This is a genomic window from Pseudarthrobacter sp. rb (assembly GCF_056389225.1).
In genome coordinates, this window is the sequence record NZ_JBWJAR010000002.1 from 91,593 (window position 1) to 105,098 (window position 13,506).

Annotated in this window: 12 protein-coding genes; 11 read left to right on the forward strand and 1 reads right to left on the reverse strand. The window is 66.7% G+C overall.

From position 1 onward, the window contains the following. Nucleotides 1–94: 94 nt before the first annotated feature. The 8 genes from ACWRN3_RS03105 (at nucleotide 95) to ACWRN3_RS03140 (ending at nucleotide 6,975) form a co-directional block, all read left to right on the forward strand. Nucleotides 95–2,152, forward strand: a complete 2,058-nt coding sequence (locus tag ACWRN3_RS03105) for a DUF4118 domain-containing protein (RefSeq protein ID WP_476739851.1) — start codon at nucleotides 95–97, stop codon at nucleotides 2,150–2,152. Continuing rightward, the gene (locus ACWRN3_RS03110) at nucleotides 2,149–2,868 is read left to right on the forward strand and encodes a response regulator (protein WP_476739852.1); all 720 of its coding nucleotides are present in this window, start codon (nucleotides 2,149–2,151) and stop codon (nucleotides 2,866–2,868) included. The genes ACWRN3_RS03105 and ACWRN3_RS03110 overlap by 4 nt, the downstream gene beginning before the upstream one ends. 115 nt (nucleotides 2,869–2,983) lie before the next feature. Next, nucleotides 2,984–3,415 carry a VOC family protein gene (locus tag ACWRN3_RS03115; RefSeq protein ID WP_255175502.1) on the forward strand — a complete coding sequence of 144 codons (432 nt, stop codon included), beginning with the start codon at nucleotides 2,984–2,986 and terminating at the stop codon, nucleotides 3,413–3,415. 150 nt (nucleotides 3,416–3,565) lie between these two features. After that, complete coding sequence (locus ACWRN3_RS03120; RefSeq protein WP_476740007.1) at nucleotides 3,566–4,240, forward strand: hypothetical protein; 675 nt, start codon at nucleotides 3,566–3,568, stop codon at nucleotides 4,238–4,240. A 20-nt stretch (nucleotides 4,241–4,260) separates the two neighbouring features. Beyond that, nucleotides 4,261–4,767 carry an HAD domain-containing protein gene (locus ACWRN3_RS03125; RefSeq protein ID WP_476739853.1) on the forward strand — a complete coding sequence of 169 codons (507 nt, stop codon included), beginning with the start codon at nucleotides 4,261–4,263 and terminating at the stop codon, nucleotides 4,765–4,767. A gap of 152 nt (nucleotides 4,768–4,919) precedes the next feature. Next, complete coding sequence (locus ACWRN3_RS03130) at nucleotides 4,920–6,167, forward strand: inorganic phosphate transporter (protein ID WP_303695341.1); 1,248 nt, start codon at nucleotides 4,920–4,922, stop codon at nucleotides 6,165–6,167. Beyond that, nucleotides 6,164–6,385, forward strand: a complete 222-nt coding sequence (locus ACWRN3_RS03135) for a hypothetical protein (RefSeq protein WP_255175504.1) — start codon at nucleotides 6,164–6,166, stop codon at nucleotides 6,383–6,385. The genes ACWRN3_RS03130 and ACWRN3_RS03135 overlap by 4 nt, the downstream gene beginning before the upstream one ends. Nucleotides 6,386–6,411: 26 nt before the next feature. Beyond that, entirely contained in the window at nucleotides 6,412–6,975 is a 564-nt protein-coding gene (locus ACWRN3_RS03140; RefSeq protein WP_255175505.1) for a dihydrofolate reductase family protein, read from the forward strand. A gap of 9 nt (nucleotides 6,976–6,984) precedes the next feature. Here ACWRN3_RS03140 and ACWRN3_RS03145 read toward each other — a convergent pair whose 3' ends face one another. Further along, nucleotides 6,985–7,449, reverse strand: coding sequence for a hotdog fold thioesterase (locus ACWRN3_RS03145; RefSeq protein ID WP_255175506.1), 465 nt, complete (start codon nucleotides 7,447–7,449; stop codon nucleotides 6,985–6,987). A gap of 217 nt (nucleotides 7,450–7,666) precedes the next feature. On the opposite strand from ACWRN3_RS03145, the gene polA reads away from it, so the two are divergent. The 3 genes from polA (at nucleotide 7,667) to rpsA (ending at nucleotide 13,404) form a co-directional block, all read left to right on the forward strand. Further along, nucleotides 7,667–10,309: a DNA polymerase I gene (gene polA, locus ACWRN3_RS03150; RefSeq protein ID WP_476740008.1), complete on the forward strand. Its 2,643-nt coding sequence runs from the start codon at nucleotides 7,667–7,669 to the stop codon at nucleotides 10,307–10,309. 70 nt (nucleotides 10,310–10,379) lie between these two features. Further along, nucleotides 10,380–11,678 carry a GNAT family N-acetyltransferase gene (locus ACWRN3_RS03155; protein WP_476739854.1) on the forward strand — a complete coding sequence of 433 codons (1,299 nt, stop codon included), beginning with the start codon at nucleotides 10,380–10,382 and terminating at the stop codon, nucleotides 11,676–11,678. Between the two features lie 250 nt (nucleotides 11,679–11,928). Continuing rightward, complete coding sequence (gene rpsA / locus ACWRN3_RS03160; protein ID WP_255175508.1) at nucleotides 11,929–13,404, forward strand: 30S ribosomal protein S1; 1,476 nt, start codon at nucleotides 11,929–11,931, stop codon at nucleotides 13,402–13,404. Nucleotides 13,405–13,506: the final 102 nt, after the last annotated feature.

Genomic DNA, 13,506 nt, shown 5'->3' on the forward strand with positions numbered 1-13,506 from the left:
CCCCCGAGCCTACGTTCCCGGGGGCCGCACCGCACCATGTTCCTACGGCGGCGGCTGGCGTTGGGTGGTGCGCGTTGGTGGGAGAATATGCGTCATGGCTAGGGAACGCATCGTCATCGGCCTCAACGGCAGCGACGACGGAGACCTCCTGGTGCACCGGGCCGCCAAGCTCCTTGAGCGGGCCGGCGGGGGCGAAATCCTGGCCATCCACGTCCGGACGCCCTCCGGCGCCGGGAGCGAATCGCCCCACGCACTCGAGTCCCAGCGGCGGCAGGTGGCGGAGCTGGGCGGAAGCTACCATGCACTGTCCGCCGGTGACGTGTCCGCGGCCCTCCTGGACTACGCCCGGGCTTCGCGCGCCACGCACATCCTTGTCGGGCAGAGCCGCCGCAGGTTTACTGTCCTGTCCGGTGGAAGCGTGGAAGCCAGGGTTGGGCGCGGGGCAGGGGACATCGACGTCCAGGTGGTGCCCCGGCCCGCGGCGGCCAGGACCCGCAGACGCCGCACCGGGCTGGGGCGGCGCAGGGTCATGGCCGGTTTCGCGCTCGCCGCCGTCCTGCCCGCGGGCCTGCAGTTGCTGCTTGCAGTCTTTGACCACAGCGTTGCCACGGCGGCACTGCTGCAACTGGCCGGTGCGGTTGCCGTAGCCCTGGTTGGCGGCTTGTGGCCGGCGGTTGCCGGTGCGCTGTGGAGCAGCCTGCTGGTGAACTATTTCTCCACCCCGCCGCTGTATGACCTTGCCATCCGTGACCCGCAGGATGTCCTGTCCCTGGCGGTATTCGCCGGCGTGGCCGTAGCGGTGGCAGGGGTGGTGGACCGATCCGCCCGGCGGTCCAAGGAGGCATCAACGTCGCGGGCCGAGGCAGCCACGCTGGCAGACCTGGCCCTGGCCGCATCCCGTGAGGAGGACAACCTCAAAGGCCTGCTCGCGGAAGCGGTCAGCGTCTTCGGTGCCGACGGTGCCGCCGTCGTCACCCGCCGGGCCCCGTCCGGGGCAGTGGCAGAGCGCGGAGCAGCGGCGGAGGGCCGGTCCGTTGCCGGGAATGGGTCCGCGAATGAGGCGATGCCCGGCAGTGTGATGGTTGACGGCTTGATGGTGGACGACGCCGGGTGGGCTGACGACGGCGGGTTGGCTGGCGACGGCGGGGCGGGCCCTGGGCGCGGCGCATGGCAGGTGATCGCCGCGGCCGGGGATGCGACCGGCTGGCCGGTGATGCCGGGTGCTCCCGGAACCACGGTTGAACCGGTGGACGGGGAAACGTTCCTGGTGCTGGCGGGCCGTGTGGTTCCGCCGTCCGGGCGGCGGCTCCTGGCAGCCTTCGCAGTGCACGTCAAAGCGCAGCTCGAACGCCGGCAGCTGGCCGCAACCAGGAATGAAATCCTCCGCCTCGCCGAGGGCAACGTCATGCGGACCGCCATTCTCCGGGCCGTCTCCCACGACCTTCGAACGCCCCTGGCCGGCATCAAACTGGCCGCCGGGGGACTGCTGCAGAACGGCGTCGCCTACACCCGGGCAGAGCAGCAGGACCTGCTGGAGACCATCGACGCCTGCACCGACCGGCTGGACCTGCTGGTGGGCAATCTCCTGGACATGTCACGCATTACCGCCCAGTCGGTGGAACCCCTGCTGGGTCCGGTCCGCTGGACCGAGGTGGTGGACGCCGCCCTCCGCGGATTGCCGGCAGGGGCGGTGACGGTGGCGCTGCCTCCGAACATGCCACCCGTTGACGCCGATCCCGGCCTGCTGGAGCGGGTGGTCGCCAACATCCTGGAGAACGCGCTGAAATACGCCGCTGGAAGCCGTGTGGTGGTGGCGGGCGGTCCGGACGGCAGCGTCCTTGGCGGCCATCCCTGCGGTGAACTGCAGATTATCGACCACGGCCCCGGGGTTCCTGCCCGCAAGGTGGTGGACATGTTCAGGCCTTTCCAGCGGCTCGACGACCGGTCCCAGTCCACGGGCATAGGGCTCGGCCTGTCAGTGGCCCAGGGCTTCGTCCAGTCCATGCGGGGCACGCTTACAGCTGCCGAAACCCCCGGCGGCGGCCTGACCATGGTGATCCGGCTGCCCCTCTCCACCGGCATCCCGGCCGGTACCCCGGCTGGCGGGTTCCCAGGCAGCAGCGAGCCCACCACCGCGGCGGGCCAGCCATGACCGCCAACCACGCCGGCACCAAAGCCGGGGGCCTGCCCGCTGCAGCGCTGGTACTGGTCATCGACGACGATCCGCACCTCCTCAAGGCCCTTCGGATCACGCTTGCCGCGCACGGCTACGCCGTGGACACGGCCGTGGACGGCGCCTCCGCCCTTGCCGCGGCCTCGCGCCAGGCACCGGATCTGCTGGTCCTTGACCTCGGGTTGCCGGACATGGACGGGACCGAAGTCCTGCGGAACCTTCGCCGCTGGAGCGCCGCGCCGGTGCTGGTCCTGTCCGCCCGCCACGGGCCCCCGGACAAGGTGGGCGCACTGGACGCCGGCGCCGACGACTACATCACCAAACCATTCGGGCTTGATGAACTGCTGGCACGGCTGCGTGCCCTGCTGCGCAGGGTGCCGGAGCCCGAATCCCGCCCCGTGGTCAGCTCCGCCGGGTTCACCGTTGACCTTGTGGCCCGGCAGGTCCTGCGTGCCGGGCAGCCGGTAAGGCTCACCCCCACGGAGTGGAGCATCCTCGAAATCCTGGTCCGGAACCCGTCCCGGCTGATCTCGCAGCAGCAGTTGCTGTCCGAGGTCTGGGGGCCGTCCTACCGGAAGGAGGTCAACTACCTCCGCGTCTACATGGCCCAGCTGAGAAGGAAGCTGGAGGAGGACCCCGGCAACCCGCGGCACCTGCTGACCGAAGCCGGGGCAGGCTACCGTTTCGTACCCTGAAACGAGGGGTGAACAGGGGATTCTTCCCCTACCCGCCCGCCGCCGGATGGGGCAGGATGTTGAGTGCCCCAGTCCCGGCCGCAGCAGTCCCGGCCCCTGTGAAGGAGATCCTGCCATGCCAACAATCCTCAATCCCTACATCAGCTTCCGTGACAATGCCCGCGATGCCATGAACTTCTACCAGTCCGTCTTCGGCGGCGAACTCACGCTCAGCACGTTCGCCGACTTCCAGGCCAGCGAGGACCCCGCGGAAGCGGAAAAGATCATGCACGGCATCCTGACCACCACCCAGGGCCTGGTTCTCATGGGCGCTGACACCCCGAACAGCATGGAGTACCACCCGGGGTCCTCCATTTCCATCTCGCTCAGCGGCGATGACGAGGTGGAGCTCCGCGGGTACTACGAGAAGCTGAGTGGCGATGGGGGAGCGGTGACCGTTCCCATGGAGAAGGCGCCATGGGGTGACGTTTTTGGCATGTGCACGGACCGGTTCGGTGTCGCCTGGCTGGTCAACGTCAACGCAGCCCGGGCGACGGCGGCACCCTGACCCCCGGGCGGGCGGCGGGCCGGCCGGACTGCTGCCTGACCGCCCGCCGGTGCCGTCCCTTGCTTTCCCACCCCGGGCCCGCTCTGTAAGGACGGCCCAGTCCTTGAGGCACGGGCTTGGGACTGCGAGGATTAACGGGTGAGGTCCTTCATGGAGTTCCTGTCCGACAAATGGTGGATGGTGTTTCCACTGATGGCGTTCGCGGGCCGGTGGGCAGGCGGCTGGCGGCGCGCGGGAGAACGACGGCACCGGCGCCGGGTTGAACTGTACGAGCTCAAGAACCAGGCACTGGAGGCAGAGAAGGCTTCCGCTGCCGAGGTGCAGGCCCTGATGGCCACACACGACGCCACCAACCGCCGGTGGCTCGAGTACGAGCTCGACGTGGGCAAGCTCATCGACTTCCCACTCATGACTGATGTCCGTGAACCGCTCACCGTGGCCTTCCTTCGCGCCAAGCGGGACGCCGATGGCCAGCGCCCCGTCTCGCCCGGGGACCTTCGGTCCGCGTCCGGACTGGAGGCCTACCGGCAGGCGGTCAACAACTATGCCGTGGCCCTCGATGTCGCCGAGCGCGAAGCCCGCCGCATCCGGGACAGCAAGTTCAGCGGACCCGAGCGTGAACGGCTGGCCACGGCCCGCAAGCTGCTGATGCTCGCCGAGGACCAGGCGGCTACCCCGGCGGAACGGCAGGCAGCCTACAAACGGGCCCGGCGCGAGCTGGACGGCCTCATCGTCCTCCCTGACGTCACCCTGGCCGCCCTTGAGGGGAAGATCGCCCCGGAGCTGGATGCGGGCCCCCGCCCGGCACAGTTCCACCAGGGTTGAAGCTGCCGCGGGGTTGCGGCGTGGGCTGCACGCTTTACCTGGACGTCGACGGCGTGGTCTGCCCGTTCGGCCCCCAGGGAACCACCGGCTGGGGTTCCCCCTGGCAGCAGGCCGACGCCGGGCTGTTGCCCGTCACGTTTGCCGCCGAACTCGTGGCCGGGCTGAACACCCTGGCCCTGACACCCGAGCTGCGTTGTGTCTGGCTCACCAGCTGGGAGGAACTGGCGCCCCAATACCTGTGTCCCGCCGTCGGGCTGAAGGGCAGCCGCTGGCCGTACCTGAGCGCGGACGGGGCAGCCGGTGGGACCGGCTGGTGGAAACTAAGGGCCATCCAGGATGACGTCGAAAGCACCGGGCCCGAAGCCGTCGCCTGGGTGGATGACCAGTTGGCGTTCGAGGCAGAAGCGCAGCGCTGGGCACGGTTCCTGGGCAGGCGGATCCTTACCGTCTCGCCCCATCCCCGGCGCGGAATCACGCCCGCCGAACTGGACCGGATCCACTCTTTCCTGGCGCAGCCCGTGTTTTGACCTCATGCCGGGGACGCGTACGATCGATAAGGTTTCCCGCCGGTTGTGCCAGCGCCGCAAGTCATTCCACGCAAACAGCTGGTGAACTATGCTGTCCAAGGCAGCCTGGTAGGAGAAACTGCTGAACGTCGACTCTGCAGATTGGGCAACAGGTGGATATCACCTTCATGGTGGCGCTGGTCATTGGACTGGCACTATTTTTCGACTTCACGAACGGCTTCCATGACACCGCGAACGCCATGGCAACGCCCATCGCAACGGGTGCCATCAAGCCCAAGACGGCGGTGGCCCTGGCGGCCGTCCTGAACCTGGTGGGCGCCTTCCTGTCCACCGAGGTGGCCAAGACAGTGTCCGGCGGCATCATCCGCGAAGGCTCCGGCGGAGTACAAATCACGCCGGAGATCATCTTTGCCGGTTTGATGGGAGCGGTTCTGTGGAACATGATCACGTGGTTGAAGGGCCTGCCGTCCAGCTCCTCCCACGCCCTCTTTGGCGGCCTGATCGGTGCCGCGGTGGTCGGGGCAGGATTCAGCTCCGTCAATTTCGAGAGCCTGCTCCAGAAAGTCATTCTTCCGGCGGTCTTCGCCCCAGTGATTGCCGGCCTCGCCGCCTACGTCTGTACCCGGCTGGCCTATGCCCTCACGGCACGCCACGATCCTGAGACCGGCACCAAGCTCACCCAGAAGCGCGGTGGCTTCCGTACCGGCCAGATCTTCACGTCCAGCCTGGTGGCCCTGGCCCACGGAACCAACGACGCGCAGAAGACCATGGGCATCATCACGCTGGTCCTGATCGCTGCCGGCAGCCAGACGCCCGGCTCCGGTCCCCAGCTCTGGGTGATCACCGCCTGCGCCCTGGCCATCGCAGTCGGAACCTACGCCGGCGGATGGCGCATCATCCGCACCATGGGTTCGGGCCTGACCGAGGTCAAGCCGGCGCAGGGTTTCGCGGCTGAGACCAGTACCGCCTCCGCCATTCTTGCTTCCTCGCACCTTGGCTTTGCCCTCTCCACCACCCAGGTGGCTTCGGGATCCGTCATCGGTTCCGGAATGGGACGGCGCGGCACCACCGTCCGCTGGAACATGGTGGGCAAAATCGCGCTGGGATGGCTCTTCACTCTTCCGGCCGCCGGCATCGTCGGCGCCCTGACCGCCCTGCTGGTGAAGACCGGCGTCGTGGGTGTCCTCATCGCGGCCATCGCCGGCACCGGGGCAGTACTGTTCATGTTCTTCTACTCACGCAAGTCCTCCGTCAGCCACCAGAACGCCGTCGAGGTCGAGGAAGCCGGACAGGCTGTCCGGTTCGCCAAGAAGAAGGCCATGGCCCGTGCCCGGGCCGAAGCAAAAGCCAAAGCGCAGGCCGACGCCAAAGCCAGGAATTCCAAGGAGAATCAGCGATGAAATGGTTGGAACTCCTGACCGTTGCAGGCACCACCCTCGTATCCGCGGCAATCGTGGTGACCCTCTACTCGCTCGGGGTCCGGTTCACCGCCATTGCCGCTGACGCCGAGCAGACGTCCCCCGGGGTCAAGCGCTCTTTTGCCTACGTATGCTTTGGGCTCTGCGTCGTGGCCGTCCTCTTCGGGCTGTACCTGATCATCCCGTACTTCTCCAAGTAGCCGCATCCAAAGGCTAGGCTGGGGCCATGCAGCGCATCCAGTACTTTGTGGCAGCGTCCCTTGACGGTTTCATTGCCACGTCCACGGACGACCTTGGCTGGCTGCTCCAGTTCGACGGCTTTGAGGGCGGAGCTGACAGCTACAACGACTTCATGGCCGCGGTGGGCTGCATCGTCATGGGCGGGGAAACCTACGCCTGGCTGATGGAGCATGAGCCCGGCGCGTGGCCGTATTCCGGCACGCCCTGCTACGTCTTCACGCACCACGAACACCGGGCGCCGGACGGGGCGGACATCACGTTTGTCCGCGGCGACGTGCGGGAGTTCATCGCAGACTTCCGGCAGGCAGCGGGAGGCCTGAACATCTGGGTGGTGGGCGGCGGCAACCTTGCGGCCCAGTTCGCCGATGAAGCCCTTTTGGACGAGATCATCCTCTCCGTCATCCCCGTGGTGCTGGGTGAGGGGAAACGGCTGCTGCCGATGAAGGGCCCCACCCCGCCGCTCGAGCTGGCTGCTTCCCGCACGCTGGGCCGGGGCATCGTCGAACTGCGCTACCTGCTGCTGCGCCCCGGGGCGGACCCGCAGTCCTGATCCGCTGCCTCAGCCGGCGTTGTCGCGGAGCATGTTGGTGATCCGGGCGGTTGACAGGCGCCGGCCCCGGGAGTCCGTCATGACGATCTCGTGGGTGGCCAGGGTCCTGCCCAGGTGGATCGCCGTGCAGGTACCCGTCACCAGGCCTTCGGCGATGGACCGGTGATGCGTGGCGTTGACCTCAATGCCGACGGCGTGGCGTCCCGGTCCTGCATGCATGCCTGCGGCGAAGGAGCCAAGGGTTTCCGCCAGCACCACGTGCGCGCCGCCATGCAGGATCCCCGCAACCTGGGTGTTGCCCTCAACCGGCATCGTGGCGACAGTGCGTTCCGGGCTCATTTCCAGGAAATGGATTCCCATCTTGACCACCAGGGCGCCGACACCGAAAGCGCCCAGCCAGTCATGCATATGGTCGGGAATCCCGGCGGCTGTCAGCTCTTCGGCGAAAGCGCCCGGCGTGAAATTGTCTGTCATGGCAACTAGGCTGGCACCTGTGAGTGAAACAACCAAACCGGCCCCTTTTCCGTCCCAGGCCATCGACGAGGGTGCTGCCGTGCAGCCTTCGTCCCCCGTCCGCAGGCCTGCTGCAAAGGCCGCTGCCCCCGCCGCCGGTGGGTCTGTTTCAGCTACCGAAGCTCCGGTCATTCCCATCACCGGCCAGCCCCGGCTGCTGGTCCTCGACGGCCACTCGATGGCATTCCGGGCCTTCTTCGCCCTGCCGGCGGACAAGTTCTCCACCTCGAACGGCCAGCACACCAACGCCATCCACGGCTTCACCTCCATGCTGATCAACCTCATCAAGGAGCAGCAGCCCACCCACATCGCCGTGGCGTTCGACGTCTCCGATGAATCCACCCACCGCAAGACCGAGTACAGCGAGTACAAGGGCGGCCGGAACGAAACCCCGCGGGAGATGAGCGGCCAGATCGACCTCATCGGCCAGGTCATGGAGGCCTGGGGCATCAAGACCATCAAGATGCCCGGCTACGAGGCCGATGACATCCTTGCCACCCTCGCCGCGATGGGTGAGAAGGCAGGCTTCGAGGTTTTGCTCGTCTCCGGCGACCGGGACGCCTTCCAGCTCATCACGGACAACGTGTTCGTGCTGTATCCGCGCAAGGGTGTCAGCGACATCCCGCGGATGGATGCCGCCGCCATCGAGGCAAAGTACTTCGTCAGCCCGTCCCGCTACTCCGATCTCGCCGCACTCGTGGGGGAGACGGCGGACAACCTTCCCGGCGTGCCCGGCGTCGGACCCAAGACGGCGGCCAAATGGATCAACCTCTACGGCGGCCTCGAAGGCGTCCTGGAGCACCTCGATTCCATCGGCGGCAAGGTGGGCGACGCCCTGCGGGAGAACGTTGACGCCGTCAAGCGCAACCGCCGGCTGAACCAGCTCCACACCGACCTCGCCCTCCCCGTCACCCTGGACGACCTCTACCAACCGCGCCCGGACCAGGCCGCCATCGAGGACCTCTTCGACCAGCTTGAGTTCAAGGCCATCCGGGGCCGGTTGTTTGCCCTGTACGGAGACGCCGACACCCCGGCCGCCGAACGGGAAAGCATCGAAACCCCGGACTACAGCACCCCCGCCAACGCCGCTGAGCTGGCCGCCTTCCTGGCTGCCGGCGCAGGGCAGTGGTCCGCCCTCGCCGTCGACCTCGTCCCCGGCCGGATCGGTGAGGACGCCGACGCATTGGCCATCGTCCGCGGCGACGCCGCGGTCTATGTGGAGCTCGCCGGCCAGGACGCGGAAACCGAGAACGTGCTGGCCGCGTGGCTGCGCGATCCTGAAGCACCCAAGGTGATGCACGGCTTCAAGGCCGCGCTCAAGGCGCTCACGGCCCGCGGCCTGGAACTGGAGGGCGTGGTGGATGACACTTCCATCTCCGGCTACCTCATCCAGCCGGACCGCCGCACCTACGAACTCGCCGAACTCGCCCAGCACCACCTCAACGTGGGCATACCCGCCGCCACGGCCAAGGCGGGGCAGCTTGAGCTCTCCTTCGACGGCGATGACACCGCCGCCGCCGACGCCCTGGTCCAGGCCGGTGCCGTGGTGCTGGCCCTGAGCCGCTTCTTCGAGGACGAACTCAAGGACCGCCGGGCCGAGGAACTGCTGTCCACCCTTGAGCTGCCTGTCAGCCGCGTGCTGGCGGACATGGAACTCGCCGGCATTGCGATCGACATGGACAAGATGGACGACCAGCTTGCCGATCTTGCCCGGGTCATCGACCAGGCACAGGAACAGGCGTTCGCCGCGATCGGCCACGAGGTCAATCTGGGCTCGCCCAAGCAGCTGCAGACCGTCCTGTTCGACGAACTGCAGCTCCCCAAGACCAAGAAGATCAAGTCCGGCTACACCACCGATGCCGCGTCCCTGAAGAACCTGCTGGAAAAGACCGGGCACGAGTTCCTGGTGCAGCTCATGGCGCACCGGGAGGCCGCCAAGCTGCGGCAGATGATCGAGTCGCTGAAGAAGTCCGTGGCGGAAGACGGCCGCATCCACACCACCTATGCCCAGAACGTCGCGGCCACCGGCCGGATCTCGTCCAACAACCCCAACCTGCAGAACATCCCCATCCGCAGCGAGGAGGGCCGGCGCGTGCGCGGCATCTTCGTGGTCAGCGACGGGTACGAGTGCCTGCTCTCCGCGGACTACTCGCAGATCGAGATGCGCATCATGGCACACCTCTCCGGCGACGAAGGCCTGATCCAGGCGTACAGGGACGGCGAGGACCTGCACCGGTTCGTCGGCTCCAACATCTTCCACGTCCCCACCGACCAAGTCACCAGCGCCATGCGATCCAAGGTCAAGGCCATGTCCTACGGCCTTGCCTACGGCCTGACGTCCTTCGGCCTGTCCAAGCAGCTCGAGATTTCCGTCGATGAAGCCCGCACCCTCATGAAGGACTACTTCGACCGCTTCGGCGCCGTCCGCGACTACCTCCGGGGAGTGGTGGACCAGGCCCGGGTGGATGGCTACACGGCCACCATTGAGGGCCGCCGCCGCTACCTGCCGGACCTCACCAGCACGGACCGCCAGCTGCGCGAGAATGCCGAGCGCATCGCACTCAACAGCCCCATCCAGGGCTCCGCAGCGGACATCATCAAGCGCGCCATGCTGGGTGTCCACGCCGAACTGCAGGCCCAGGGCCTGAAATCCCGGATGCTGCTCCAGGTCCACGACGAACTGGTCCTCGAGGTCGCCGCGGGCGAACGCGCCGCCGTTGAGAAGCTGGTCACCGAGCAGATGGGTGCCGCCGCCGACCTCAGCGTGCCGCTGGAAGTCCAGATCGGCGTCGGGCCCAGCTGGTACGACGCCGGACACTAGGGCCCGGCCCGTTAACCAGCAGGAATGTTTGTGCTGGTCAGGTGCCGGATTCATAACTAGGCTCGGGTAAATGGGTGATCTGAGCGGAAACTATGAAATCCGGCGCTTCGAGCCGGCTGCCAAAGAGGATCCTGCCTACCCGCAGACCGTCGACTGGATGCGGGCCGTTGCCTTCGGGTTCCATGATGCGCGCCGCAGCGACGAACGGGTGGACCGGGGCATCGGGATGCAGCGCGCCGACGGGCGGGTGATGACCGGCGCCTACCAGGCAGGGCCAGTGGCCGACCACGCCCTGGGAGCCCACGTCCCGGTGGCAACCTTCGGTACCTTCAATAAGACAATGAACATCGGCTTCGGCCGGATGCTCGACACCCGGCTGGTCACGGCCGTGACGGTCCGGACGTCACACCGGCGTAGGGGACTGCTGCGCCGGATGATGGCAGAGGAGCTGAGCCTGGCCCGCCGGGAGGGGCTGGCGATGGCGGCATTGACCGCGTCGGAGGCCTCGATTTACAGCAGGTTCGGTTTCGGGGTGGCCACCCGGGAGCAGTCAATCAAGGTCGACACCAGCCGCCGCTTCGTCCTCAACCACCACGCCACGGGCCGGGTGGAGGTGGCCGATCCCAAGGTCCTCCTCGATCTGGCGCCGAAGGTCTTTGAGCAGCTGCACCGCCTCACGCCCGGTTCGATCGGGCGCCACGAGTTCTACCGCCAGCTCGCGTCCGGATCCATCAGCCGGGCCGAGGACGAGGACCCCAAGGTCAAAGTTGCGCTGCACTATGGACCAGACGGCGCGGTCGATGGCTACGTCTCCTACAAGTTCGCAGGCTGGGACGCCCGGCCGTACACCATGGAAGTGGTGGACCTGGTGGCAGCCACCGACCACGCCTACCTGGAGCTCTGGCAGTACCTTGGCGCCATCGACCTGGTCGAGAGCGTCACGTGGGAAGAAGCAATGGTCGATGATCCGCTGCCATGGGCGCTCGAGGACTCCCGCTGCGTTGAAGCCTCCGAGCCCCGGGACATGCTCTGGCTCCGGATTTTGGACGTCCCTGAGGCCCTGGCGGCCCGGCACTACCCCTCGGACGGAAGGCTCGTCCTGGAGGTGGGGGACCCGTTGGGCTTCACGGCAGGAACGTTCGTGCTGGAGGTCGACGGCGGCCAGGCCGCCGTCGAACGTGCCGGCGCGGGGGAGCGGCCCGACCTGGCCATGGATGTCTCCGCGCTGTCCTCGATCTACCTCGGCGGCGTCTGCCCGGTGACACTGGCGGCAGCGGGGAAGATTTCCGAACACGTCAAAGGTGCCGCATTCAGGGCGCGGCAGATGTTCGCTGTGGAACGGGCCACGCACTGCATGACCCACTTCTGATACCGCGCGCCAGCTGCACGTTCCCTCTCCGCCGCCGCTTTGACCCCGATTGCCGGCAGCGACTAGAATAAACGGGCGTGTACCACGTGCACGCGCTTGCGGTCCTCTGCGGACTGCATTGAAAAGCAATCCACAAATCAGGATGACCCGGGGAATCCATCGGATTCACCGAGAATCGCGCCTGCGTTCCATAACGCGGGCGCGCCGGTTTGCCTGACCGACTAACTATCCACAACGGAGCCCCTACTACATGACCATCACCTCCACCGAGAAGCCCGGTACCCCCGTCGTCGCGATTAACGACATCGGTACCGCTGAGGACTTCCTCGCAGCTGTCGACGCCACCATCAAGTACTTCAACGACGGAGATCTCGTCGAGGGTACCGTCGTCAAGGTCGACCGCGATGAAGTCCTGCTCGACATCGGTTACAAGACCGAAGGTGTCATCCCCTCCCGCGAGCTGTCCATCAAGCACGACGTTGATCCCGGGGACGTCGTCTCCGTTGGTGATCAGGTCGAAGCCCTGGTGCTCACCAAGGAAGACAAAGAAGGCCGTCTGATCCTCTCCAAGAAGCGTGCTCAGTACGAGCGTGCCTGGGGCGACATCGAGAAGGTCAAGGAAGAAGACGGTGTCGTCACCGGTACCGTCATCGAGGTTGTCAAGGGTGGTCTTATCCTCGACATCGGCCTGCGCGGCTTCCTGCCCGCATCCCTCGTCGAGATGCGCCGTGTGCGCGACCTTGCTCCGTACATCGGTCAGCAGATCGAAGCCAAGATCATCGAGCTGGACAAGAACCGCAACAACGTTGTGCTGTCCCGCCGTGCATGGCTCGAGCAGACCCAGTCCGAGGTTCGCTCCACGTTCCTCAACAAGCTGGAAAAGGGCCAGGTCCGTCCCGGCGTCGTTTCCTCCATCGTCAACTTTGGTGCCTTCGTGGACCTGGGCGGCGTAGACGGCCTCGTCCACGTTTCCGAGCTCTCCTGGAAGCACATCGACCACCCGTCCGAGGTTGTCGAAGTTGGCCAGGAAGTCACCGTCGAGGTTCTCGAGGTCGACCTGGACCGCGAGCGCGTCTCCCTGTCGCTCAAGGCTACGCAGGAAGATCCGTGGCAGACCTTCGCCCGCACCCACGCCCTCGGCCAGGTTGTTCCGGGTAAGGTCACCAAGCTGGTTCCGTTCGGTGCGTTCGTCCGCGTCGAAGACGGCATCGAAGGCCTGGTCCACATCTCCGAGCTCGCCGTGCGCCACGTTGAGCTGGCCGAGCAGGTTGTCTCCGTTGGTGACGAACTGTTCGTCAAGGTCATCGACATCGACCTCGAGCGCCGCCGCATCTCGCTGTCCCTCAAGCAGGCCAACGAGGGCGTCGACGCCGACAGCACCGAATTCGATCCCGCTCTGTACGGCATGGCCGCAGAGTACGACGAAGAGGGCAACTACAAGTACCCCGAGGGCTTCGACCCCGAGTCCAACGAATGGCTCGAGGGCTACGAGAACCAGCGCGCAGCCTGGGAGCAGCAGTACGCTGACGCCCAGACCCGTTGGGAAGCCCACAAGAAGCAGGTTGCCCAGCACGCTGCCGACGACGCTGCAGCTGCAACGTCCGGCGACAGCGACTCGGGCGCAACCAGCTACTCCTCCGAGCCTGCTGCCACCGATTCCGGTGCCGGCACCCTGGCTTCGGACGAGGCACTTGCTGCCCTGCGTGAGAAGCTGACCGGCAACTAATTGCCGCCGGCCCGGACTTCCCGGGCTGACACAGTGGGGCCCCCCCCAACCGGGGGCCCCCCGGTGTGTAAACCCCCAGGGGGGGGTTTGGGGCAACACGGG